Origin of the sequence: Cryptosporangium sp. NPDC048952, from assembly GCF_043197895.1 — a bacterium.
Lineage (GTDB): Bacteria > Actinomycetota > Actinomycetes > Mycobacteriales > Cryptosporangiaceae > Cryptosporangium.
In genome coordinates, this window is sequence record NZ_JBICTY010000004.1 from 598,031 (window position 1) to 621,452 (window position 23,422).

Annotated in this window: 27 protein-coding genes; 16 read left to right on the forward strand and 11 right to left on the reverse strand. The window is 69.0% G+C overall.

Annotated features, from left to right (window positions below):
• Positions 1-25: 25 nt before the first annotated feature.
• Positions 26-400, reverse strand: coding sequence for a winged helix-turn-helix transcriptional regulator (locus ACGFY5_RS25570; RefSeq protein ID WP_392723543.1), 375 nt, complete (start codon positions 398-400; stop codon positions 26-28).
• Between the two features lie 65 nt (positions 401-465).
• Here ACGFY5_RS25570 and ACGFY5_RS25575 point away from each other — a divergent pair, with 65 nt between their 5' ends.
• The 4 genes from ACGFY5_RS25575 to ACGFY5_RS25590 are packed head-to-tail and all read left to right on the forward strand — an operon-like array spanning position 466 to position 4,719.
• Positions 466-1,395 (forward strand): NADP-dependent oxidoreductase, encoded by a 930-nt coding sequence (locus ACGFY5_RS25575; RefSeq protein WP_392723544.1) that lies wholly within the window; start codon positions 466-468, stop codon positions 1,393-1,395.
• 20 nt (positions 1,396-1,415) lie between these two features.
• Positions 1,416-3,038, forward strand: a complete 1,623-nt coding sequence (locus ACGFY5_RS25580) for a class I adenylate-forming enzyme family protein (protein WP_392723545.1) — start codon at positions 1,416-1,418, stop codon at positions 3,036-3,038.
• Complete coding sequence (locus ACGFY5_RS25585; protein ID WP_392723546.1) at positions 3,035-3,913, forward strand: amidohydrolase family protein; 879 nt, start codon at positions 3,035-3,037, stop codon at positions 3,911-3,913. Before ACGFY5_RS25580 ends, ACGFY5_RS25585 begins: the two co-directional genes overlap by 4 nt.
• Positions 3,913-4,719, forward strand: a complete 807-nt coding sequence (locus ACGFY5_RS25590) for an SDR family oxidoreductase (RefSeq protein WP_392723547.1) — start codon at positions 3,913-3,915, stop codon at positions 4,717-4,719. The genes ACGFY5_RS25585 and ACGFY5_RS25590 overlap by 1 nt, the downstream gene beginning before the upstream one ends.
• On the opposite strand, the gene ACGFY5_RS25595 is transcribed toward ACGFY5_RS25590, so the two are convergent.
• From ACGFY5_RS25595 to ACGFY5_RS25605, 3 genes are all read right to left on the reverse strand, one after another.
• Entirely contained in the window at positions 4,716-6,374 is a 1,659-nt protein-coding gene (locus ACGFY5_RS25595; RefSeq protein ID WP_392723548.1) for a M4 family metallopeptidase, read from the reverse strand. The two genes, ACGFY5_RS25590 and ACGFY5_RS25595, sit on opposite strands and share 4 nt — an antisense overlap.
• 102 nt (positions 6,375-6,476) lie before the next feature.
• Positions 6,477-7,301, reverse strand: coding sequence for an aldo/keto reductase (locus ACGFY5_RS25600; protein WP_392723549.1), 825 nt, complete (start codon positions 7,299-7,301; stop codon positions 6,477-6,479).
• Between the two features lie 20 nt (positions 7,302-7,321).
• Positions 7,322-7,990, reverse strand: coding sequence for a Type 1 glutamine amidotransferase-like domain-containing protein (locus ACGFY5_RS25605; protein WP_392723550.1), 669 nt, complete (start codon positions 7,988-7,990; stop codon positions 7,322-7,324).
• A gap of 39 nt (positions 7,991-8,029) precedes the next feature.
• On the opposite strand from ACGFY5_RS25605, the gene ACGFY5_RS25610 reads away from it, so the two are divergent.
• From ACGFY5_RS25610 to ACGFY5_RS25625, 4 genes are all read left to right on the forward strand, one after another.
• Positions 8,030-8,155: a hypothetical protein gene (locus ACGFY5_RS25610; protein WP_392723552.1), complete on the forward strand. Its 126-nt coding sequence runs from the start codon at positions 8,030-8,032 to the stop codon at positions 8,153-8,155.
• 126 nt (positions 8,156-8,281) lie between these two features.
• The gene (locus ACGFY5_RS25615; RefSeq protein ID WP_392723914.1) at positions 8,282-8,404 is read left to right on the forward strand and encodes a LysR family transcriptional regulator; all 123 of its coding nucleotides are present in this window, start codon (positions 8,282-8,284) and stop codon (positions 8,402-8,404) included.
• A 256-nt stretch (positions 8,405-8,660) separates the two neighbouring features.
• Positions 8,661-8,822 (forward strand): hypothetical protein, encoded by a 162-nt coding sequence (locus tag ACGFY5_RS25620; RefSeq protein ID WP_392723553.1) that lies wholly within the window; start codon positions 8,661-8,663, stop codon positions 8,820-8,822.
• Complete coding sequence (locus ACGFY5_RS25625) at positions 8,822-9,430, forward strand: fumarylacetoacetate hydrolase family protein (protein ID WP_392723554.1); 609 nt, start codon at positions 8,822-8,824, stop codon at positions 9,428-9,430. The genes ACGFY5_RS25620 and ACGFY5_RS25625 overlap by 1 nt, the downstream gene beginning before the upstream one ends.
• On the opposite strand, the gene ACGFY5_RS25630 is transcribed toward ACGFY5_RS25625, so the two are convergent.
• Positions 9,412-9,561, reverse strand: a complete 150-nt coding sequence (locus ACGFY5_RS25630) for a hypothetical protein (protein WP_392723556.1) — start codon at positions 9,559-9,561, stop codon at positions 9,412-9,414. The genes ACGFY5_RS25625 and ACGFY5_RS25630 overlap by 19 nt on opposite strands.
• Before the next feature lie 84 nt (positions 9,562-9,645).
• Between ACGFY5_RS25630 and ACGFY5_RS25635 the strand changes: the two genes are divergently transcribed.
• Together ACGFY5_RS25635 and ACGFY5_RS25640 are read left to right on the forward strand one after the other, a co-directional pair.
• Positions 9,646-11,142, forward strand: coding sequence for a SulP family inorganic anion transporter (locus ACGFY5_RS25635; protein WP_392723558.1), 1,497 nt, complete (start codon positions 9,646-9,648; stop codon positions 11,140-11,142).
• Between the two features lie 41 nt (positions 11,143-11,183).
• The gene (locus ACGFY5_RS25640) at positions 11,184-11,561 is read left to right on the forward strand and encodes a MerR family transcriptional regulator (protein ID WP_392723915.1); all 378 of its coding nucleotides are present in this window, start codon (positions 11,184-11,186) and stop codon (positions 11,559-11,561) included.
• Here ACGFY5_RS25640 and arsM read toward each other — a convergent pair whose 3' ends face one another.
• Entirely contained in the window at positions 11,562-12,338 is a 777-nt protein-coding gene (gene arsM / locus ACGFY5_RS25645) for an arsenite methyltransferase (RefSeq protein ID WP_392723559.1), read from the reverse strand. It lies immediately after the preceding gene.
• Between the two features lie 94 nt (positions 12,339-12,432).
• Between arsM and ACGFY5_RS25650 the strand changes: the two genes are divergently transcribed.
• Complete coding sequence (locus ACGFY5_RS25650) at positions 12,433-12,762, forward strand: ArsR/SmtB family transcription factor (RefSeq protein ID WP_392723561.1); 330 nt, start codon at positions 12,433-12,435, stop codon at positions 12,760-12,762.
• Positions 12,763-12,765: 3 nt separating this feature from the next.
• On the opposite strand, the gene ACGFY5_RS25655 is transcribed toward ACGFY5_RS25650, so the two are convergent.
• Together ACGFY5_RS25655 and ACGFY5_RS25660 are read right to left on the reverse strand one after the other, a co-directional pair.
• Positions 12,766-14,697 (reverse strand): hypothetical protein, encoded by a 1,932-nt coding sequence (locus ACGFY5_RS25655; protein WP_392723562.1) that lies wholly within the window; start codon positions 14,695-14,697, stop codon positions 12,766-12,768.
• The gene (locus ACGFY5_RS25660) at positions 14,694-15,026 is read right to left on the reverse strand and encodes a PadR family transcriptional regulator (RefSeq protein ID WP_392723564.1); all 333 of its coding nucleotides are present in this window, start codon (positions 15,024-15,026) and stop codon (positions 14,694-14,696) included. Before ACGFY5_RS25660 ends, ACGFY5_RS25655 begins: the two co-directional genes overlap by 4 nt.
• A 54-nt stretch (positions 15,027-15,080) precedes the next feature.
• On the opposite strand from ACGFY5_RS25660, the gene ACGFY5_RS25665 reads away from it, so the two are divergent.
• The 3 genes from ACGFY5_RS25665 (at position 15,081) to ACGFY5_RS25675 (ending at position 17,666) form a co-directional block, all read left to right on the forward strand.
• On the forward strand, positions 15,081-15,659 hold the full coding sequence (locus ACGFY5_RS25665) for a TIGR03086 family metal-binding protein (RefSeq protein ID WP_392723566.1): 579 nt from the start codon (positions 15,081-15,083) through the stop codon (positions 15,657-15,659).
• 136 nt (positions 15,660-15,795) lie between these two features.
• Positions 15,796-16,182, forward strand: coding sequence for a hypothetical protein (locus ACGFY5_RS25670; protein WP_392723567.1), 387 nt, complete (start codon positions 15,796-15,798; stop codon positions 16,180-16,182).
• A gap of 32 nt (positions 16,183-16,214) precedes the next feature.
• The gene (locus ACGFY5_RS25675) at positions 16,215-17,666 is read left to right on the forward strand and encodes a diguanylate cyclase domain-containing protein (protein ID WP_392723568.1); all 1,452 of its coding nucleotides are present in this window, start codon (positions 16,215-16,217) and stop codon (positions 17,664-17,666) included.
• Positions 17,667-18,174: 508 nt separating this feature from the next.
• Here the strand turns inward: ACGFY5_RS25675 and ACGFY5_RS25680 are convergent.
• A complete protein-coding gene (locus tag ACGFY5_RS25680) occupies positions 18,175-18,537 on the reverse strand; it encodes a DUF4267 domain-containing protein (RefSeq protein WP_392723570.1) in 363 nt (120 codons plus the stop codon).
• A 128-nt stretch (positions 18,538-18,665) separates the two neighbouring features.
• On the opposite strand from ACGFY5_RS25680, the gene ACGFY5_RS25685 reads away from it, so the two are divergent.
• The gene (locus ACGFY5_RS25685) at positions 18,666-19,493 is read left to right on the forward strand and encodes a mycofactocin-coupled SDR family oxidoreductase (RefSeq protein WP_392723571.1); all 828 of its coding nucleotides are present in this window, start codon (positions 18,666-18,668) and stop codon (positions 19,491-19,493) included.
• A 15-nt stretch (positions 19,494-19,508) separates the two neighbouring features.
• Here ACGFY5_RS25685 and ACGFY5_RS25690 read toward each other — a convergent pair whose 3' ends face one another.
• Positions 19,509-20,171, reverse strand: a complete 663-nt coding sequence (locus ACGFY5_RS25690; protein WP_392723573.1) for an SDR family NAD(P)-dependent oxidoreductase — start codon at positions 20,169-20,171, stop codon at positions 19,509-19,511.
• 48 nt (positions 20,172-20,219) lie between these two features.
• Here ACGFY5_RS25690 and ACGFY5_RS25695 point away from each other — a divergent pair, with 48 nt between their 5' ends.
• A complete protein-coding gene (locus tag ACGFY5_RS25695; RefSeq protein WP_392723575.1) occupies positions 20,220-21,986 on the forward strand; it encodes a thiamine pyrophosphate-dependent enzyme in 1,767 nt (588 codons plus the stop codon).
• A 1-nt stretch (position 21,987) separates the two neighbouring features.
• On the opposite strand, the gene ACGFY5_RS25700 is transcribed toward ACGFY5_RS25695, so the two are convergent.
• Positions 21,988-23,253, reverse strand: coding sequence for a PP2C family protein-serine/threonine phosphatase (locus tag ACGFY5_RS25700; protein ID WP_392723577.1), 1,266 nt, complete (start codon positions 23,251-23,253; stop codon positions 21,988-21,990).
• Positions 23,254-23,422: the final 169 nt, after the last annotated feature.

Sequence of the window (23,422 nt, forward strand, 5' to 3'; positions counted from 1 at the left end):
GACGAGAGTCTCGCGACCTACCGGACTAGCGGGAGGTTGGTTCGGAGTTGGCGTCGAGCGCGTCGAGGACCGCGTCCCCGTTCGCCCTCGCCCACTCGGTCAGGGTGTGGATCGGCCCGATCAGCGTCGCTCCGAGCGGGGTCAGCTCGTACTCGACCCGAGGTGGCGCTTCGGCGTAGGCGTGGCGGCGGACGAGTCCGTGCATCTCGAGCCGCCGGAGCGTCTGGGTGAGCACTTTGCGGGAGATGCCGCCGATCAGCTCGATCAGCTCACCGTGGCGCAGCGGACCCTCGCTGAGGCCGTAGAGCACGATCGCCGACCACTTGTCGGAGATCAAGTCGAAGGCGAGACGCCCCGGGCAGTCGGCGAGAAACAAGTCACCGGGCCCCATACCGCTCACGAACGCCAAGCTACCCGCTGCTACCGGTACCTGCTGGTTCCTATCGGAAACCTAGCGTCGGATCCATGCGAGTCATCACCCAGCACGAACTCGGCGGCCCCGAGGTGCTCACGCTCGTCAACGCGCCGTCGCCTCGGCCGTTACCGACCGAAGTCCTCGTCCGTGTGAAAGCGATCGGGCTGAACCCGCTGGAGGCGCGCCTGCGCTCCGGTGAGTTCCCGATGATGGGCGAGCCGCCGTTCGTCCTCGGCTGGGACATCAGCGGCGTGGTCGACGAAGCACCGCAGACGTGGCGGTTCCGACCCGGCGACGAGGTCTTCGGCATGCCGCTCTTCCCGCGGGTGGCCAGCGGATACGCCGAGGTCGTTTCCGCTCCGGCCTTGCACCTGGTGCGCAAACCGCCGTCGCTTTCCCACGTCGACGCCGCGGCGTTGCCGATCGTCGGGCTCACGGCGTGGCAGGGGCTGGTGGACCTCGCCGGTGTGGGCACGGGCGATCGCGTCCTGATCCACGGCGGCGGTGGTGGGGTCGGTCACGTCGCGATCCAGATCGCGAAGGCCTTCGGTGCGTACGTGATCACGACCGCCAGTGGGAGCAAGCGGGAGTTCGTCGAGGGGGTCGGCGCCGACGAGGTGATCGACTACACCACCGTCGATTTCACCGAGGTGGTCCACGACGTCGACGTCGTGCTCGACACGATCGGCGGCGACACGGTCCGGCGGTCGCTCGGTGTGCTGCGCCCCGGTGGGCATCTGGTCACGGCGACCGCCGAGGACGATCCGGAGCTCATCGCCGAGTTCGAGGCCGCCGGGATGCGGTTCAGCGGCGTCGCGGTCGACCCGGATCCGGTTGCCCTGCGAGGACTCGTCGACCTCGTCGAGCGGGGTGAGCTGCGGGTCCACGTCCAGGAGACGTTCCCGTTCGAGCGCGTCGCCGACGCTCATCGACTCCTGGACGGCGGCCACCTGACGGGAAAGCTCGTCCTCACGGTCTGACACCCAACGAAGGGGATCTCATGGCTATCACGCGCGACGACACCCTCCTCACGCCGGAGTTGATCGAGAGATACACCGCGGCCGGCTACTGGTCGGACGCGACTCTCGCCGACGTCTTCCGGCGCAATGCCCAGGAGTTCCCGGACCGCGTCGCTTACGTCGACGACCGGGCCGAGATCACCTGGGGCGAGCTGTGGCGGATCAGCGGCGAAGTGGCGTCCGGCTTGGCCAGGCGGGGAGTTCGGCGCGGCGACGTCGTCGCGGTTCAGCTTCCGAACCGGCTCGAATTCGTGCACGTACTCGCGGCCGTCGTCCGATTGGGTGCGGTGTTCTGCCAGTTCCCGCCGGACTACCGCGCACGCGAGGTCGAGTTCATTCTCGGCTTCTCCGAGGCGCACACCGTCGTGGTGCCGGACCGGTTCCGGAACTTCGACCACGTCGAAATGATCGACGGCATCCGGAGCCGCCTTCCCCGGCTGGTCAATACCGTCGCTGTCAGTACCGAGGAACCCGCGGACGGGTGGGTCACGCTCGACCAGGTCCGCCGCGACCCCGACCCCGACGATCCCGCACCCGATCGGCCCAGCGACGCCAACGACGTGATGCGCATTTCGTTCACCTCGGGCACCACCGGTGAGCCCAAGGCGGTGATGCACACCGCGAACACCACCTTGTTCACCATTCAGCACGAGATCGACGAGCTGGGCATCGATCGGGATGCCACCCTTCTCGTGCTCCTGCCCGTCGGATTGAACGCCGGCTTCTTCGGGATCGTCGAAGCCGCACTCGCCGGTGCCCGCGCCGTCCTGATGGAGAAGTTCCAGGCGACGGCGTTACTGGATCTGGTCGAGCGGTATTCGGTGACGACGTTCTGCGCCGCGCCCACCGCGGTCATCGCGATCCTGGCCGAAGAGAGCCTCGGCGACCGGGATCTCTCGTCCTTGAAGGTCGTGGAATCGGGCGGCTCGTCGACCCCCGTGGAAGTGCTCCGGGAAGCCAACGAACGGCTCGGGTGCCCGGTCGTCGACCTGTACGGCATGCTCGAAACGGGGCTGACCTCGTGCACATCACCGGACGAGCCCTACGAGGAATGGGTCGGCACGGTGGGCAGGCCCTACCCGTGGTTGCAACTGCGGGTCCTCGACGCCGAGGACAGGGACGCGCCCATCGGCACCGAGGGCGAGATCGTCAAGACCGGCCCGACGCTGACGGTCGGGTACTACCGCAACCCGGCGAAGAACGCGGAGAGCTGGACGTCGGACGGGTGGTTCCGCTCCGGAGACCGTGGTTTCCTCGACGCCGACGGCAGGCTCACGATCTCGGGCCGGTCCAAGGACATGATCATTCACGGTGGCGCGAACATCTGGCCCCGTGAACTCGAAGAGGTTCTGTTCAAGCATCCCGCGGTCGCAGATGCCGCGGTGATCGGCATTCCGGACGACTACTTCGGCGAGAACGTGTGCGCGTGCGTCGTGCCGCGATCCGGTGAGGCCCTCACGCTGGAGGACGTCGTCGATTTCATGAAGAGCGAAGTGGCCAAGTACAAGCTCCCTCAACGCCTCGAGCTGTTCGAGTTCCTTCCCCTGGGACCGACGGGAAAGGTGCTCAAACGCGAGCTCGCCGACCAGGTAGGAACTCGATGATCCCCCGACTGCTGGATTTCCACTCGCACTGGGGCACCGAGCGCGGCTGGCGGGGGAGTCCGTACGAGTCTCCCGAGGCCCGCGCGGCCGTGCGCGACTACTTCAAGTGGGACATGAAGTTCGTCAGCGAGGAAGAGCAGGCGGCTCAGTTCCGCCGCGACAACGTCAGGGTGATGCTCGATCTCGGGTTCACCTACACGATGGACGTCGGTGCGGTTCGCGAGCAGCACGACTACGCGTTCGATTTCGCTCGTAATCACCCGGACGTGGTGCTCGGCAATTGGATCGGTATCGATCCGACGCGACCGGGCCACGTCAAGGAATTCGAGCGCTGCCTCAGCGACGGGTCGGGGCTCGTCGGTCTGTCGGTGCACCCGTTTTCGGCGGCGGCCGGGCTCCCGGACGGGCCGGCGTGGGAGGCCTGTCTGAACCTGTGCGTCGAGGCCAACCGCCCGGTGCTGATGTTCGTCGGCATGACGGCCGCCGGTGCCGGCCTGCGCGGGGGCGGGGGTCTCGTGCTCGAGGACTGTCATCCGCGCTACGTCGACCGGATCGCGGCCCGGTATCCCGATCTGAACGTGATCGCGGCCCGAGTGGCGTGGCCGTGGCAGTCCGAGATGATCGCCGTCGCGCTCCACAAGGCCAACGTCTGGATGGAGCTTCACGGCTGGGCTCCCCGGTACTTCCCCGACGAACTCAGGCACGAAATCAAGAAACGTCTTCGCAAGAAAGTGCTGTTCGGAGCGGACTACCCGATGCTCAGCCACGAGCGGATCGTGACCGAGTGGCGTGAGCAGGGCTATTCGGACGAGGTCCTCGACGGCGTGTTCTCCGGGAATGCCGAATCGCTTCTCGCTTCGATCGGAGTGGACTGATGGACCTGGGACTGACCGGCAAGGTGGCGATCGTCGGTGGTGGTAGTGACGGCCTGGGCTTTGCGATCGCCGATCGTCTGCTGAGCGAAGGTGCGCTCGTGACGATCTTCGCCAGACGCGCGCAGAAGGTGTCCGACGCCGCGGAGCGCCTGGGCAGCAAGCACGGGCGGGAGCGGGTTCTCGGGCTGGCGGCCGACTGTTCGGATGCCGCCGACATCGACCGGGTGACGGCGTCGACGGTCGACCGGTTCGGTCCCGCCGTCCACGTGCTGGTCACCAATGACGGGGGACCGCCCATCGGCCGGATCGACGAACTCACCGACGAGATCTGGATGCAGGCTCTGGCCCGTCACTTCTTCTACGTGGTCAGGTCGGTCAGGGCCACGCTGCCCTACCTGAAATCCGACGGTGGCAGCATTCTCAACGTGGTCTCCAGCGTCGTGCAGCGACCGGCCATCGGCATGGCGGCGTCCACCGCGGTGTGGTCGGCAGTGGTCGGTTACGCGCAGACCCTCGCTCTGGAGGTCGGCGAGCACGACATCACCGTCAACACGTTGATGTCGGGGTTCTTCGACACCCCGCTGCTGGGGAAAGCTCTCGATCGGCAACCGGAGCTGTCGAAGGCGGGCTTGGGCAGCGGGGTCCCGATGGGGCGCATCGGCCGGCCCGCGGAGTTCGCCGACCTTGTCGCCACGCTCGTGTCGCCGAACTCGAGGTTCGTCACCGGACTCGTGGCGCCGATCGACGGCGGGGCCGGTATCGGCTTGAGCGGAAGCTTGACACGAGCGAGGCGAGCGAAGGACTAATCGCAGCTGTACGCACGGACGTCGTCCAGCCACCAGGCCGAGGAGTAGTGCTCGTCGAGCACGGACACGAAGCGTATCTGCACCTGGTGTCCGGCCAGCGAGGTCAGGTCCAGCCGGCTGGCCGTGTAACCATGAGTGCTCCCGGTGAAACCGCGGGCGGTGCCGTACCCCGACGACTTGTCGAGGGCGCCGGTGTACCCGTTTTCGGTGATCAACGACCCGGCGCCGCGCCACTGGCCGTTGTCCAGCCGGTACTGGACGTAGCCCGCGCCGAGGTTCCTGCCCTCCTCGACCGACATCTGCCGGGCGTGCTGGAACCGCACGTACGTGCTGGTACCGGTCGGGACGTCGACCACGGTCCTCCACGTCGCGGTGCTCTGCCGGGGCGGCGGGACGTCGAGCAGGTCGCTGGGTGTGTAGGACTCCAGCGAGCGCCTGCCCTCGCGTGCGTAGACGTGGAACTGGGTGTCGGTGTACTTCGGGTCGTTGCCCTGGGCGGGCGGGTAGCGCCACTGCCCGGTGACGTCCCACGGACCGGCTTCGGCGTCCTCGAAACCGTCGGCCGCGAGTTCGGAAGCGTCGGTGCCGGCCGGGCAGACCGGCGCCGGCGGAACGAGCGCCGCCCCGGGCTTCACCGGCGGAAGCCGCAGCTCAGTGGCCGTGACGGCCCGTTCGACCTGCAGGCAGTCATCGTCGGTGAGAAGCTCGTCGCAGGCGATGGTCAGTGCATCGGCCAGGTCGGTGTAGTTGGCCGCCGACGGCAGGATCTGCAGCACGCGGTAGTAGAGCTTCGCGGCCTTCGGGATGCCGATCCCGGTCACCTGCTGCCCGTTGAAGGCGTGCGTGCCCGGTGCGGCGATCAACCACGCGGCCTTGTTCCCGACCCCGCTGTTGTAGTGCACGCCGCCGCTGTCCTCGGGCGACGCCGGGTCGACGTCGTCACCGGAGACGAAGTAGTACGGCGAGCGCATCCGGTCCGGTGACCGGTAGCCGTCCGTGCCCAGGACCTTCGTCGGGTCGGCGAGGCTGCGGACCGGGTTGTACTCGGCCTGGTCCTCGCCGAACAACCAGTCGCTCTGCGGCTTGTCGTCGGTACCCGGAACCGCGGTGACCTGGTCCTCGAACTCGCCGAACACGTCCGACATCGATTCGTTGATCGCGCCCGACTGGAAGGTGTACGCGAGGTTGGCTTCGTAGGAGGTGACACCGTGCGTGAGCTCGTGGGTGGCGACGTCGTCGCCGATCGCGGCGTCGACCCCGACGACGAAGTAGTCGTTCGCCCAGAAACTGCCCCGCACCGGGCAGTTCAGCCCGTCGCAGCCATTGACGAGGGCCCGCAGCGGCATGCCGTTGCCGTCGATGGAGTCCCGCCCCAGGTACGTCGCGAAGAAGTCGTAGGCGGCGCCCAGGTTGTCGTACGTCTGGTTGGCGTCGGTGCCCTTCGCGACCGGCGGTCCGCCTTCGACCCGGACCGTGTTGGCCGTCGTGCAGCCGATCGCGATCTCCTTGCCTTTCAGATCGCAGATGACGCGAGACAGCGAGTGGGGCGGCTCGGTAGGAGTGGGCGCCGCCGCCGACGGCCCCGAACACCCGGCGACGAGAACAGTCGCGGTGACGAGTACGGCCAGGGTCAGGAATCGCAGTCGGTTGGGCACGGCGGCAGAGTATGCAGCGTCCTGGTCGGACTACGACCAACTGTCGGGAGAGCGTCATTCATCCCGGATGAATCCATCCGGGTGGTTTCCCGGGAACGGAGCTCACCACCAAGAACGCTCGAGGGCCCGATCGGTGCCGCCGGTGCCGTCCAATCCGTCGAGCGTCTCCATGTCGCCAGGAGAGAGTTCGAAGTCGAAGACCTGGGCGTTCTGTTCGATCCGGTCGCGGTGGGTGGACTTGGGCAGCACGATGAGGTTCCGCTGGAGCGCCCAGCGGATGAGCACCTGGGCCGGGGTGCGCCCGAGCCGCTCGGCGACGTCGGCCACCCGGCGGTCGCGCAGGTGGCGACCCGTTCCCAGCGGGCTGTACGCCTCCAGCGCGATCCCGCGGCTCTCGCACGCCTCCCACAGTTCGCGGCGGAACTCGAACGGGCTGAACTGCACCTGGTTGACGACCGGCGCCACGTCGGCGACCTTCCGCACGGCGTCGATCTCGGAGACGTTGAAGTTCGAGACGCCGATCGAGCGGGCGTAGCCGCGTTCGTGAGCGCGCTGCATGCCGTCCCACGCCCAGGTCGGCCCGCCCTGGGGCCAGTGGACGATGTAGAGATCCACCGCCTCGACGCCGAGGCGCTCGAGGCTCCGCTGGACCTCGGCCTCCGGGTCACGGAGCCCCGGGTTGAACTTGGTCGTGAGGAAGACGTCTTCCGGGGCCACGCCGCTGTCGCGGAGTGCACGACCGACGCTGGCCTCGTTGCCGTAAGCCTGCGCGGTGTCGATGTGGCGGTAGCCGGCCTCCAGCGCCCACCGCACCGCGTTCTCGCACTCGGGTCCGTCGGGGACCTGCCACACGCCCAGGGCGAGCAGCGGAATCTCGTTGCCGTCAGCGAGGGTCCGCGTCGGCCGGTTCGAGGTGAGGTCTGCCATGTCGCCAGCGTATCTGGGAGTCAGGATTCGAATTTCGTCCACTGGCCTTCGGAGATCACCTCGACCGTGCCGTCGACGACTTGGATGGCCGTCTGCTCGTCGATGGCGTAGGCCGGAATGCCGATCTCGGCGGCCCACCGCTCCGCGTCCGCGGGAGTGTTCGCGGGGAAGAGATTGAGATGGGGGAAGATCGAAAAGTCGACGAGTCCGAGCGCGCGATCGTCCGGCGCTGACGCCCACTCGAGGAAGTGCGTCCCGATCCGGGGCGTCATCACCATGCTTCCCGCACTCACTCCCACCCAGACCGTTTCGGTGAGGGAAGGCAGCAGGTCGACCAGCCCGGACTCGCGCATCCAGTGGGCCAGATAGGTTGCCTCGCCGCCGCCGACCAGCAGCACGTCGGCCTCGCGGACCCAGTCGACCCATCGATCCGTGCCGATCGTGGGCAGCGCGGTGAGCTCGAGGACGCCGAGCGACGCCCAGCCCAGGCTGGTCAGGTTCTGCCGATCGCTCCCGGGGTGGGCGGCGATGAAGCTTCGCACCGATGTCGGGCGGCACATCGGATGGCCCCACTGTGCTGTCGGGACGCACAGTGCGCGGCACTCGTCGATCGGCTTCCCGAGCAGTTGCACCAGCGTCGAGTGGATGCTCGGATTCGTGACGCCGCCCGACGTCAGCAACAGCTTCATGGTGCGCAGCGTAGGTCGGCGGCCGACACAGTGTGCTCGATGTCGGTGAGCGTCGTGCGACGGCCGGGCATCCGGAGGTCGGCCCGCGGCGGCGGGTCGACGCAGTTCGCCCGGGTCAGCGAGGCCGCGCTGCGGACCTTCGAGCTGTTCCGTTTCGAGTGGTGAAGGGCGGACGCTGGCTACAATCCGCCGAAGCGGTCGGAAGGAGCGGCATGGACCTTCGCGCAGTCCGGGTACGCCCTCACACTGGCCGAAGAGCTGCACTTCGGCCGCGCCGCGCAGCGTCACTACATCTCGGCCCAGCCGTTCGGGCAGCGCATCAAACAGCTCGAGCGCGAACTCGGCTTCGCGCTCTTCACCCGCTCCTCCCGTCGCGTCGCGCTGACGTCGAAAGGTGAGCTTTTTTCGTTCTGAAAGCGCGGGACGCGCTCGGGCGGTTCGACGAGCTCACCCACGAGCACGACGCACCTGGCGACGACACGCTCGTGATCGGCGTCCTCGGGTTCGGCCTCGCCGAGCTGTGGAAGTCGGCGAGGCAGACCCTGGAGCAGGAGAGCCCCGAGGTGTGGTCTTCTCCGCGCCGCGCGTGGCGGTGGTTCCCGCGTGGTCACCATGGGTCGAGCGCGATTGCCTGTCCGCGTCGGAGCTCGAAGGGCAGCGGTGGGCTCCGATGGTGAAGACCAGCGCGGCGATGTCAGCCTGGCTGGGCCCGGCGGCGGGGGACGTGCACGCGTTCGAGCCGGTGCGCCGCCCGGAGGCGATCGCCAGCGCAGTGGCGACGACGGGGGCGCTCGGACTGCATGCCGCGCCCGCGGCCCGCTACTACCTCTGATGCGTTTCGTGAGCTACGCGGACGAGACGGGCGCCGCGGGGGCCGGCGTCGTCGCGCCGCCGGGCAGTTCGCTGTTCGACTTCGAGCTCGAGGTGGCCGCGGTCATCGGCCGTGCCGGTCGTGATCTCGTTGGCCCCGATGCCGAGGCGCACATCGCGGGCTACACGATCATGAACGACTGGTCGGCCCGCGACCTGCAGTTCACGGAGATGAATGTCCGGCTGGGCCCGGCCAAGGGCAAGGACACCTCCACCACGCTCGGGCCGGTGCTCGTCACCCCCGACGAGATCGAGCCCTACCGCTCCGGATCCTCCTACGACCTGCGCATGACCGCTTCGGTCAACGGGCGCCCGATCGGCGCGGACAGTCTCTCGTCGATGCACTTCTCCTTCGGCGCGATGATCGCCCACGCCAGCCGGGGGACCGAGGTACGGCCCGGGGACGTCCTCGGCTCCGGCACCTGCGGCGGTGGGTGCCTGGCCGAGCTGTGGGATCGTCACGGGCTCGACGCCCATCCGTCGCTCCGGCCGGGTGACACCGTGACGATCGGGGTCGAGCAGTTGGGCACGATCACGTCGAGGATCGTCGACTACCCGACGAGGGCGTGACGCAGCGCGGAGGAGTCCTCGACGACGGCATCGGGCTGCGACCACGACGGCACGAAGGAGGCGGTGAGGCCCACCGCGGACGTCGAGCATTGGCGGTGCTGCGGCAGGCGGGAGGGCAACTCTCCTCTCACGGGAGGGTAGGGTTCCGACTGCTGTCGCGTGCGGCGGTTACCGCGTGTGCTCCGGGCGCACGCGACTGAGCCGAAATGAGTTACATGTCTTCGCTGTCTCCGGCCGTGCGGCCGCCGCGGTGGTCCCGGCCGTCGTGGCTGACTTCCGGGCGCGTGTTGCGTACCGAGGTGCTGGCCGGCCTGGTCGTGGCCCTCGCGTTGATCCCCGAGGCGATCTCCTTCTCGATCCTGGCCGGCGTCGACCCGCGAGTGGGTCTGTTCGCGTCGTTCACGATGGCGGTGACGATCGCGATCTGCGGTGGCCGACCGGCGATGATCTCGGCGGCGACCGGTGCGATCGCACTGGTGGTGGCTCCGCTCGTGCGGGAGCACGGGTTGCAGTACCTGATCGCCGCGGTGGTCCTCGGTGGGCTGCTGCAGATCGTGCTGGCGGCGCTCGGAGTGGCGAAGCTGATGCGGTTCATTCCGCGCAGCGTCATGGTGGGCTTCGTCAACGCGCTGGCGATCCTCATCTTCTGGGCGCAGATCCCGCACCTGATCGGCGTGCCATGGCTGGTGTATCCGCTGGTCGCGGTCGCGCTGGGCGTCATCTGGTTGCTGCCTCGGCTGACCACCGCGGTTCCCGCGCCGCTGGTCGCGATCGTCGTGCTCACGCTCTTCACCGTCGTCGCGTCGGTCACCGTGCCGACGGTCGGTGACGAGGGCGCGCTGCCCGACAGCCTGCCGACGTTCGGTCTGCCCGACGTGCCCTGGACGCTCGACACCCTCACGATCGTCGCCCCGTACGCGCTGGGTATCGCGCTGGTCGGGCTCATGGAGTCGTTGATGACCGCGAAACTCGTCGACGACATCACCGACACCCACTCCGACAAGACCCGCGAGTCCTGGGGCCAGGGTGTGGCGAACATCGTCACCGGGTTCTTCGGGGGCATGGGCGGCTGCGCGATGATCGGCCAGACGATGATCAACGTGAAGACGTCCGGCGCCCGCACGCGGCTCTCGACGTTCCTCGCCGGGGTGTTCCTGCTGATCCTGGTCGTGGCGCTCGGCGACGTCGTCGCGCTGATCCCGATGGCCGCGCTGGTCGCGGTCATGATCATCGTCTCGGTCTCGACGTTCGACTGGCACAGCATCGCCCCGGCCACCCTCAAGCGGATGCCCGCCGGTGAGCTGACCGTGATGGCGGTGACCGTGGCCGCGACCGTCGCGACCGGGAACCTGGCGATCGGCGTGGTGCTCGGGGTGCTGACCGCGATGGTGATCTTCGCTCGCCGGGTCGCGCACCTCGTGACGGTGACCAGCGAATCCCGCGGTGACACCCGCGTGTACTCGGTGCACGGCGAGTTGTTCTTCGCCTCCAGCAACGACCTGGTCACCCAGTTCGACTACGCGGGCGACCCCGCGAAGGTGGTCGTCGACCTGTCCGGCGCGCACATCTGGGACGCGTCTTCGGTCGCCGCGCTCGACGCGGTCACCACGAAGTACGCGGCCCGCGGCACGACCGTGGAGATCACCGGCCTCAACGAGGCCAGCGCCCGGATGCGTGAACTGCTGGCCGGGCAACTCCAGGGCGCGCACTGACCGGTGCCGGGCACACTGATGCGGTGACCACACGCGCGCACATGCAGATCGGGGAGGCCGCCGAGCGGGTCGGGCTGAGTATCCGCACGATCCGGCACTACGAGGAAGCCGGCCTGGTCGTGCCGTCCGCGCGCAGCGACGGTGGATTCCGCCTCTACACCGAGCCCGACCTCTCCCGCCTGCTGGTCATCAAACGCATGAAGCCGCTCGGCTTCACCCTCGAGGAGATGCGCGACCTGCTCGACGTCCTCGACGCGCTCGCGGCCGCCGACCCGGCGTCGGATCGCGCGGCCCTGCTGGAACGGCTGACGATGTTCCACGAAGCCGCGCAGGCCCGGGTGCAGGCGCTGCGCGATCAGCTGGCCACGGCGGAGGGCTTCGCCGCTCAGATCGAGGAACACCTTCGCGTCCACCGCTGACTAGCAGCGATCGGCGGCCGGCGCGGTGGAAGGCTTGGTCGCGCGGACGATCGCGCCGTGCAGGCTGGGCTCGGCTTCGTGGGTGAACGTCACCGACGCATCGGCGAACCCGGCCGCGGCGAGACCGTCGAGGTATTCCGACTGGGACAGTGCGCCCGCGATGCAGCCGACGTAGCTACCGCGTTCGGCCCGCTGCCCAGGCGTGAGGTGGTCCTCGGCGACCACGTCGCTGATCCCGATCCGCCCACCTGGCGCCAGGACGCGGAACATCTCCGCGAGCACTGCCGGCTTGTCGATGGACAGATTGATCACGCAGTTGGAGATCACGACGTCGATCGAGTCGGCAGGCAGCGGGATCGCTTCGATCTGGCCTTTGAGGAACTCGACGTTCGTCGCGCCGGCTTTCGCGGCGTTGGCCCGGGCGAGGGCGAGCATCTCGTCGGTCATGTCGAGCCCGAACGCCCGCCCGGTCGGGCCGACCCGTCGGGCGGAGAGCAGGACGTCGATCCCGCCGCCGGAGCCGAGGTCCAGAACTCGTTCGCCGGGTGCGAGGTCGGCGACCGCGAGGGGGTTACCGCAGCCCAGCGATGCGGCGACGGCCTCGGCGGGCAGGCCCTCGGTGTCCTCGCCGTAGAGGCCGGCCCCGAACCGCTCGTCGATCTCCAGCGCCTCGCCCGGCGCGCAGCAGCCGCTGCCGGTTTCCAGCACCGTCAGCGCGGCCCGGGCGTAGCGGTCACGGACCTGTTCGCGCAGCGCGTCCTGCGTTTCGTCGCTCATGACACCACATCCATCCATAGAGATCGATGACCGTCGATGTCCTACTGTCGACTATCCATCGACACTCGTCAATGTCTGCGCCAGACTGAGTGGCATGGCGACTCGAGCATGCTGTGCCCCGATCACCGGGACCCCGCTGTCCGCGCCGGAAGCCGAGCAGCTGGCCGCGCTGCTCAAAGCCATCGCCGAGCCGACCCGTCTGCGGCTGCTCTCGCTGGTCGCCGCGCACGAGGGCGGCGAGGCCTGCGTCTGTGACCTCACCGATCCGGTCGGCCTCTCGCAGCCGACCGTGTCGCACCACCTCAAGGTGCTGGTCGACGCCGGGCTACTGCAGCGCGAGAAGCGGGGCGTGTGGGCGTACTACCGCCTCGTACCCGACCGGTTGTCCCAGATTAGCCAGGCGCTGTCGGTGTCCTCCCGCTGACGATCAGCCGGCCGCGCTCGGGAGCGGCCCTGACGGCACGCTGTTCCGACGACGGGGCGCCGGCAGGCGATCCCTTTGGGCCAACAGGCCCGCGACGGCTGCCGCGCCCGAGGTCGCCAGCACCGCGCAGCCGGGCACCAGCGACAGTCCGTCGGCCGGATAGCTCGTTCCGTTCCACCGGAACAGCGCCTCCGAAGGCCCGTACAAGCCGCCGAAAACGAAGGCGGCGTAGAGCGCCGGGGTGATCAGCGTTAGCCCGGCCCACCGCACCACCGCGGTCCACCCGCGACTGCCCTCGCGGTGCAGCAGGATCCAGGCGATGACGACCAGATAGAAGATCTCGAACAGCAGGAAGACGTTCGGCTGCTCATCGCCGCGGAGGTGCTGGAGAACGCCGAAGCCGACGCTCAGCGCCGCTGGCACCACGGCGAAGAGCACCGTGCCGCGCCCCGACTCCCGACCCCGGGCGGTCCGCGCCGCGAGCACCGCTGTCACTCCGAAGCCGAGCATCACCGCGGTGGTGACGATCGGTAGCCCGAGCGGCAGGAACGGATGGTTCACCAACGGCGTGGACTGCGCCGCGAGTAACGGCCAGGACAGTGCGGCGACCACCGCGACGGCGGTAAGCCGTTGTCGCACCACCGCATGCGGGTACGGGGTTCCGGCCACTTTCCCAGCCGAGATCGACGCGACCCCGCCCACCGCCAGCGCCAGCGCGAAGGCGGCGAGTCCGTCCGAGCCGAGCCGCTCGCCCAGCCCGTCCGCGCCGAGAAGTGCGACGACCAGGACACCGGTCGCCGCGACCGCGCGCGGACGGTCGACGACCGCGAGGAACAGACACGCCCCGGCCAGCAGGATCGACGCCCAGCGCAGTTCGGCGACCCAGAGATAGATCTCGCCGTCGCCGCCCGGCATGGGCGCCGCCGCTGCCGTCCGGGGCATCGCCGGGGTCAGGACGGTGAGCGTGTACGCCCAGGCCACGACCGCGAGGAACAGCCCGGTCAGCCCGGCCGCCGCCGTCGGTCGACCGATCCGGACCGGCACCGGCGCCTTCTCGGCCACCGGCTTCGGGATCGACCGGCTCCGGGTGAGCCCGAAGCCCAGTACCAGCAACGAGAACATCAGCAGATCGACGATCGTGCCGGACACGTTCGCCAGCAGGTACAGGGTCTCGTCCGCGTTGTCGGGCATCGGCGCCGCGAACACGGGCTGTCCCGGCAGCACCCCGACGAGATACCGGAGCGCGGCTGCCGGACCGACGACCGTCGTGAACACCAGTGGCGCCGCGACGGCCGCTGCCGCCAGCACGACCGCGACCACCGTCCCGGGCACCGTGTAGGCCATCGCGCGACGCCCCGGCGCAGCCGCGGCCCGGCGCGTCACCCAGACCATCAGCGGTGCCCACACCAGCACGGAGAGCACGGGAATCCACCCCGGAACGGTCGCCGCGACGCCCGCGCCCACGACCAGAATGGACGTCGGCCAGACCGCGTACGCCCGGTTGTCCGGCGTCGACGTCCGGCGTGCCAGCCACCAGCCGGCGAGCGCCGCGAACCCGAACGGCGCCACGTAGGTGACCGGCTGCAACCGTTCGTACAGCGGCATGCTCAGATCGAGGCCGAACAGCGCCGCCACCGACCGGAACAGCGTGTTCGACAGGTTGCGCACGACGATCGTCGCCAACCCGGCAAGGAACAATGCCGCGAACGGGCTCAGCGCGCCCACCCGTCCCGGGACGTGTTCGCGCCACCCGCGAGGCACGCCGTTCTCGTCCGGAATCGGTGGCGAGAACGCGAGGCTGGCGACGAACGTCAGGCGGCGTAACCAGGCGGCCGGGCCGTCGATCGCGCCCATCTCACCGCGCCACTCGCGCTCCATGTCGTCGCGGAGGTCTGCCGGCCACCGCTGTGCGGCCCGGCGCAGTAGCCAGTTCATACGGTCCTCGGATTGGGCTGGACGGCACCGCCGGAACCACCGAGTTGCTGGCGGAGCGCGGCCAGTTCGATGCGTGCCGCTGCCAGACCCTCCGGGGTGAGCCGGTAGTACCGGCGCGCTGGTCGTCCGGCCGCTGAGGGGTCGACGTCCTCCCAGGTCGCGGTCACCCATCCTGCTTTTTGGAGCCGTAGCAGGATCGGGTAGAGGGTGCCGCTCGGGTGGCCGGTGGCTCGCATGAGATCCAGCCCGTAGCGGTCGGAGTTCGGGTCGTCGAGGAAGGCGGCGAGCACCTTTGCCACGCCGGTCGTCATCCGAGGCGGGGAATCCATGGTCGGAACTCTACATAGGGTGTCCAGCGGGTTGGGACTCGGTACCATTCCGCAATGATTTTGGACGTGCTCGACGACCTCGAGCGGGTGGCCGCCGCTACCACCCCTGACCAGTACGCGCTCCCGACTCCCTCGGACGGGCTCGACGTACTGGGCTTGCGCCGGCATCTGACCGGCGGGCTGACGTACTTCGAGGCGGCCTTCCGGAACCCGACGGCCGACAACAACGGGGCCGACCCGCACGCTTACTCGGGCCCCGACGACCTCGAAGCGGTCGTTGCGCGGCTCTCGGCGACGCTGCGGACCGCCTTGGACGCCGGAGTCGAGACGACCGTCGTGAACGTGCCTTATCTGGGCGGTTCGTTTCCCGGCAGTGTCGTCGTCGGCATGCTTCTGATCGAAGTGGTGACCCACGGGTGGGAGCTGGCCCGCGCCGTCGGCCGGCCCTGGCGCCCGGACGAGGCGACCGCCGCGCAGGCGCTCGCTTTCTACCAGGCGACCATCAGGCCTGAATGGCGCGGCCCAGGCATGGCGTTCGGCCCCGAAATTCCGATTGCCGACGGCGCCCCCACGATCGATCGGGTCATCGCTTTCTCGGGGCGCGATCCGGAGTGGACGCCCAAGGCCGAGTGACCGGGGCGCGGCGTCCTACCCGACCGTTCGTTGGGAAAACCTGCGGAAATTGCCAGCCGATAAGCGTTCGCGGGCAATTCGATAGGCATCGGTTCAGTCTCGTTGTCGAGCCGGAATTCGCGGCGACTATTGCGGTGTGCGAAAGAAATCGTGGCTGCTGATCGCGTTATCTGTGTTGTCCGTCACCATTATGGCCGGCACGATCGGCTGGGCTCAGTTGACGGGCTTCCGCGCGGTGGCTAAGGCTCCTACCAGCGCGGGCTTCGCAATCTGCGCGACCGGGGACTACGCCGCCTACGTTCTGCTCACGGAGACGAACGCGAAGTCACCGGTGGCGCAGCCCGGCAAATGCGTGACGCAATCAGTGGAAGACGCCGACGCGACCTACAAAATTCAGGTGATCGGGCTCGACGGTTCCACGCCGTTCACGATCGGCGACGACGAGATCGGCGGCGACGGCAGTGAGAAGGTGACGGCCACCGGGACGATGGAAAGTCCGGACTGGTCGTGGTCGGGGAGCTAAGACCGGGGGCTTTGACGCCGATCTGATCGGTGATGAGAGGCGGCCGAGCACCGGGGCACGTCACGGCGGGATTTCTCGGCGCGTGTGGCGTCGCGACCGTCCTTTTCTACGTGGTGCCGCGGCCGGGCCTGCAGATGTCGGTGTGCGGGGTGCTCGGGGTCGCGTCGGCGATTGCGATCGTCGTCGGCGTCGCGTGGCGCCGGCCGGCGGTGCGGTGGTCCTGGTACGTACTGGCGCTCAGCCGGGTGATCTACGGCGCCGGTGACGTCATCTACTGGTACCAGACGGTGTTCCAGCAGCGGGACGTGTTCCCGTCGGTGTCCGATGCGTTCTACATCCCGTCGAACCTGATGTTGATCGTCGCGCTCGCCGGGTTGGCTCGGGCGCGTAGCCCCGGTCATGACGAGGGCCGTCTGATCGACGCGTTGGTGTTGTCGACCGGTGTGGCGATGCTGGCGTGGATCTTTTTGATGTCGCCGTACGTCCACGACGGTGGGTTGACCGGGTTCGGGGAGGCGGTGTCGCTGGCCTATCCGGCGATCGACGTGCTCGCGCTCGGGATTCTGGTGCGGTTGACGCTCGGTGGAGGGGATCGGACCCGGGCGTTCTGGTTCCTGACCGTCGGGGTGTTTCTGCAGCTCGTGGCGGATGTGGGTTACCTGTTGCTGGAGCTGGCCGGGACCTACCTGGCTGGTAATCCGCTGGACGCCGGCTGGTTCGCGTTGCATGCGCTGGCCGGTGCTGCCGCGTTGCATCCGAGCATGACTGCGCTGTCCTCTGCCTCGCCTCCGGTGGACGATTTCCGGATCGGTCGGGGGAGGCTGGTTGCGCTGGCGGCCGCGAGTTTGATGGCGCCGGCGGCGTTGGCGATTCAGTGGTTGCGCGGGGCGCCGCTGGACGTTCCCGTGATCGTGTTGGGGTGCGTGGTGCTGTTCTTGCTGGTCATCACGCGGCTTCATGGCACGTTGCGGCTGTTGTCGGTGACGCTGCAGACCGCGGAGACGCAGGCGCGTACCGACCAGCTGACCGGGTTGGCCAATCGGCGTTCGTTCCACAGCGTATGGGAGCGGACGTTGCGGGACGGTAGTGGGCCTACTGCGCTGCTGTACGTCGATCTCGACGGGTTCAAGCCGGTGAACGATGCGTTCGGGCACGAGGCGGGGGACGCGGTGCTGATCGCGGTCGCGGATCGGCTGCGGGATGTGGTTCGGGAGGGGGATGTCGTGGCTCGGCTCGGTGGGGACGAGTTTGCGCTGATCCTGCCGGAGAGTAGTGATGCGGACGCTCGGCAGGTGGCCGATCGGATCCTCGTTGCGCTGGCCGAGCCGGTGGTGGCGGGTGGGGAAGAGGTTGTGGTGGGCGCCAGCATCGGGTTGGTTGCCGCGGCTCGGGGTGACGACGCCGAGGGTTGGTTGCATCGCGCCGACGCTGCGATGTATGCCGCGAAGGCCGCTGGTCGCGGCCGGGTGGTACAGAGCGCGTAGCCGCGGCGGTGCTCGGCCGCCTAGCCGTCGGGCCGTCGGGCCGTCGGGCCGTCGGGCCGTCGGGTGCGTTACGCGGGGCGCGAGGCCGGGGGTTCGCCGGGGTCGAACGATCGATCCGGGTGTGGCGACCAGGCGAGTTCCCGCGCTCCGAACACCGCGGGCGCGATGCGGGTCTGGTCACCCGCGACCCCGATAGCCCGAACAGGCACAACCGCCCGTCCCCACGACGCCTCACCCCTGCCGCCCGGCGCTGTCTGCTCGCTCTGGCTGGCTCGATCGGCAGCCTGGGTCGGCCTGCTCTGCTCGGCGGGCGCCGCCTGCTGCGCGGGCTCGGAGGGCTGGGCGTGATCGGACTGGTCGCGGGTGAGGGGCCCGGACTCGGGGCGGCCGTTGGTCAGCGCGGTTGCGGCTCGGCGGAAGAGACTCGGTCGGGGGCGCGGGGCAGGGGTGGGGTCCTGGGTGTGTGCCACGTAGGTATTCGGAGCCGGTGGCCGCTCGGATGGGCCTCTCAGAGGGAGAACAAGAGGGCAGCGTCGACGAGGAGGACTACGGCGGTGGCGAAGTGGATGCCGAAGGCTGTGGCCCTCGAACCGCCGTTGCGTAAGACGATGAGCGTGTCAGTCAGCGGGATGATGGCGCCCGCGAGCATGTACCACCCGACGGCGTCCGCATCGGAGAACGCCAACAGTGCTCCTCCGATCAACGCGAGCACGAAGTCACGCTGACCCTTGACGGTCACGTACACGCCAGGCGTCGCCGGCACGCCGTAGCCGGCGGCCGCGGCTTCGGGAGCCAGCAGGAACCGCAGGCCGATGAAAGCGACCAGCGCGACAACAACGATCGCAAGCCCGTAGGCGACCACAGTAAGCATCGGACGACTCCACTTCTAGCAGTGCTAGGAACAAGAATGACACTACCAGAGCACCGAAACAATTGCTAGCAGCGCTAGAAGCGGGCCCGCTACGATCCCGTCCGACACCCAGCGAAGGGAGCAACGTCGTGGTTGGACGGTTCGAGGGCAAAGTCCTGTTCGTGACGGGCGCGGCACGCGGCCAGGGCCGCAACCACGCGATCCGCTTCGCCCAGGAAGGCGCCGACGTCATCGCGATCGACGCCTGCCAGGACATCGAAACGGTCAACTACCCCGGGGCGACCCGCGAAGACCTCGACGAAACCGTCCGGGCAGTAGAAGCGCACGACCGCCGGATCGTCGCGTCGGTGGTCGACGTCCGCGACCGCGCCGGCGTGATCACCGCCGTCGACGACGGCGTCGCCCAACTGGGGCGCGTCGACGTCGTCAGCGCCAACGCCGGAATCGCCGGCTTCGGCGCAGCAGTGGATCTCCCCGAAGACACCTGGCGCACGATGATCGACATCAACCTGACGGGTCAGTTCTTCACCGCACAGGCCGCGATCCCACACCTCGTCCGGCAGAACGACGGCGGCTCGATCGTCTTCACGAGCTCGATCGCCGGCCTCAAGGGCACCGGCTTCCTCAGCCATTACTCGGCGGCGAAACACGCACTGGTCGGACTCGCCCGCAGCCTGGCGAAAGAACTCGCACCACACCGCATCCGGGTCAACACGATCCACCCGACGAACGTCGACACCCCGATGATCCAGAACGCGGCGCTGAAGACGCTCTTCGGCGGTCCCGACCTGTCCCGCGAGGACTACGCCGCCACGATGACGCCGATGAACCTGCTGCCGACACCGTGGGTCGACGTCGACGACGTGACCGAAGCGCTCATGTACCTGGCCTCGGACGCCGGTCGCTTCCTCACCGGAACGGCACTCCCCGTGGACGCCGGCGCCACGGTGAAGTAGCAGCGTGCCCCTCTCTCAGGGATCGGGGAGTGGCGTGTGGAAGTGACGGAACCTCTCGCGGGTCGAGTGCAGCGTCCAGATGTGGTCCGCGATCGCGGGGCCGTTGGTCACCGGGTCGTCCTCGCGGATCGCGCCCGGGACGATCAGCTGCGTCACGTGGATGTTTTCCGGGGCGAGAACCCCGTGCAGCATCTGGGCGTAGGCGCTCTCGGCGGCGAACGCCACCGACGTCCCGGCCACCGCCGCGTTCGGTCGGGCCGCCGACCCGCCGTTCACCAGCGCCACCGTGCCGCGCCCCAGCTCCCGCATGCCCGGCAGCACCTGCTGAACAGCCGCCACCGGCCCGTGCACCGAGAACTCCAGGGCGGCCTCGAGGTCGGCGTGCGACGTCTCCAGCACCGGACGCAGGAACTCCCGCTGCGGAATCGGGCTGTACTGCAGCACCTCGATCGGACCGAGCGCGAAGGCGGCCGCGTCCAAAGCCGCGACGAGCGCCGAACGGTCCCGAACGTCCGCGGCGAAGCCCTGCGCCGCGAAGCCCTCGGCGACCAGGGCATCCGTCAGAGCACCAGAACCACTCCGCGAAATCAACGCAATCGAGAACCCTTCCCGCCCGAACCGCCGCGCCACCGCAGCACCCACACCCGGACCCGCACCGACGATCGCAAACGTTGTCACGTCCCCCACACTATGTTTCACCCCGCACCAGATCGGTACCCGGCATGCATGGGACGCATCGCAGCGGAAGCACTGATCGAGCGACTCGCCGAGTGGGGCGTCGACACCGTCTACGGCCTTCCCGGCGACGGCATCAACGGCATCATGGAGGGCCTGCGCCGCCACTCCGACCGGGTGAAGTTCATCCTCGTCCACCACGAGGAAGCCGCCGCGTTCATGGCCACCGCGCACGCGAAGGCGACCGGCAAGATCGGCGTCTGCCTGGCCACGTCCGGCCCCGGCGGACTGCACCTGCTCAACGGCCTGTACGACGCCAAACTGGACCACGCGCCGGTGCTGGCCATCACGGGTCTGCAGGAGACGAGCGTGCTGGGCAGCGGCTACCAGCAGGAGGTCGCACTCGACCAGGTCTTCACCGACGTCGCCGAGTACAACCTCGTGGTCAACAACCCCGCGCAGCTGCCGGGCGTCGTCGACAACGCGATCCGCACCGCCTACGCCCGCCGTGGCGTCGCGCACCTGACGATTCCGAACGACGTCCAGGTCGCCGACGCGGACGCGGACCCGTATCAGTCGGTCGCGATGGCGAACCCGCCGGCGAGCGCACCCACGTACCTGCCGCCGCCCGGGCGCCCCCGCGACGAGGACCTCACCGCGGCCGCCGCCGTCCTCAACGCCGCGAGCAAGCCCGCGATCCTCGCCGGGGCCGGCGCCCTGCACGCCCGCGCCGAGGTCCTCGCACTAGCCGACGCGCTCGGCGCCCCGGTGATCAAGACCCTGCCGGGCAAGGCCGTCATCCCCGACGACTCCGAGTTCGCGGTCGGCGGCATCGGCCTGCTCGGCACCAGGCCCGGCGAGGAACTGATCGAGGACTGCGACACGCTCCTGATGGTCGGCACGAATTTCCCGTACACCAAGCACCTGCCCGAACCCGGCACGGTGCGCGTCGTCCAGATCGAAGCGGACCCGACGCGGGCGGGAGCCCGGCTGCCGACCGAGGTGCCGATGATCGGGGACGCCCGCGAAGGGCTGAAGGCGCTGCTGCCGCTGATCCAGCGCACCGAAGACCGGTCGCACCTGCAGAAGTACCAGAAGATGATGGGCTCCTGGCGGGAGGACATGGCCGCGCTGGAGAACGCCGAGCGCACGCCGATCGCCCCGCAGTACCCCGTCGGGGTGCTGTCGGAGCTCGCGACCGACGACGCGATCCTCACCTGTGACTCCGGCACGATCGCGACGTGGGCGGCCCGCCACTGGTCGATCCGCGGCGACCGGCAGTTCTACCTGTCGGGCAACCTCGCGACGATGGCGCCGGGCCTGCCGTACGCGATCGCGCTGCAGCACGCCTACCCGGGACGACAGGTCATCGCGTACGTCGGTGACGGCGGGTTCGCGATGCTGATGGCCGAGTTCCTCACCGCGGCGCGGTACGGGCTGCCGGTGAAGGTCGTCATCAACAACAACAACTCGCTCGGCCAGATCCTCTGGGAGCAGATGATCCTGGGCTACCCCGAGCACGGGGTGCGGTTCGAGCGCCCGGAGGGCAACTTCGCCGCCTGGGCCGAGGCCTGCGGCGGTTACGGCCGGAAGGTTAAAGACCCCGCCGACGTCCGAACCGCGATCGCCGAAGCCCTCGCGTTCGACGGCCCGGCGCTGGTCGACGTCGACGTGAACCCCGACGAGCCGCCGCTGCCGGGCAAGGTCGGCTACGAGCAGGCGTCGAAGTTCGCGCAGGCGTGGCTGAAGGGCCAACCGAACAAGATCGCCACCGCGACGACGCTGTTCAAGGACAAGATCAGCCAGCTGGGCAAGTGACTCAGGGCACGCGCAGGGCGAGCATGGCGACGTCGTCGTGATGGGCGTAGCCGCGATGGTCGGTCAGCAGCGCGTCGAGCAGTCGGTCGAGCGGCAGGTCACCGTTGTCCTCCACGAAGCGCTGCAACCGTTCGATGCCCTCGTCGAGGCCCGTCCCCGGGACCTCGACGAGGCCGTCGGTGTAGAGCAGCAGCGTCGACCCGGAGGGCAGCGCTTCGGTGTGCGTGAGACGAGGCAGGTGAGGCCGGACGCCGAGCATCAGGCCGGTGGGGCTGAGCAGGAGTGAGCGGCCGTCTGGGCAGAGCAGGATCGGCGGCGGGTGCCCGGCGGGGGACCAGCGCAGCACCAGGCCCTGGTCCGCGTCGTGTTCCAGGGTCGCGACGAATGCGGTGGCCATCGTGCGGTCGCCGAGCGCGTTGTTGGCCAGGTCCAGGCGGCTGAGCGCGCCGGACGGGCTGATGCCCTCGTCGAGCAGGTAGGCACGCAGCATGTTGCGCAGCGCACCCATGCTCGCGGCCGCGCCGATGTCGTGGCCCGTGACGTCGCCGATGACCAGCGCGAGGCGGCCGTCGGGCAGGCACACCGCGTCGTACCAGTCGCCACCGACCTGGTCGATGCGATGCGCCGGCTGGTAGTGCGCGGCCAGTTCGTACGGCGCCACGGCGGGCAGGACCGGAAGCATCGCCCGCTGCAGGGTCTCGGCCACCGTGATGCGGTCGTGCAGGTGGTTGGCGCGTTCCAGGGCCTGGGTGACGTAGCTGGCCAGCGACAGGATGACAGCGCGTTCGCTGACGTCGAGGCGCTGGGGGTCCGCCCAGGCGAAGCGAAGGGTGCCCAGCGGCCCGTCGCCACCCATCAGCGGTGCGCAGACGAGCGCCTCCCAGCCGATCTCGTCCAGGTCGCCGGCCTGGTCGGGGAACGCCTCGCGGAATTCGTCGCGGTCCCGGAAGAACAGCGGACGCCGCTCGCGGACGGCACGTGCCGCGGACTGGTCGCTGGCGACCGGAACGGTGGCCCACCGCTCGGCGGGGCCGGGCGGCAGCGGATCAGTCGTGACCAGGTTGAGCTGCCCCGCGACCGGATCGAGCAGCATGATGCCGACGTGCGAGGGCACGAGGTCACCACTGACCAGGTCGGCGACAGCGCGGATGACGTCGTCGACGGTCATCGCGCCCTGGAGCGCCTCACTGGCACTGAGCAGCAGCTGACTGTGGCGTAGCGGCTCGTCAGCGAGGCGCTGCGCCTCGGAGGGTGGAGATGAGTACACGGTGGTCTTCTGTGCTCCGGTGGGAGGAATGCACGAGAACGCCGTTGCTTGACGCCGGCCAGCGACGGCCCGGCCGTAGATTCTACCGGTCGGTATGCGGACGCGCCTCTCAGAGGCGGTGCGGTCAGGCTGCTCGCGGTGCTCAGGCCTGGAACTGCTGCCCGTGCAG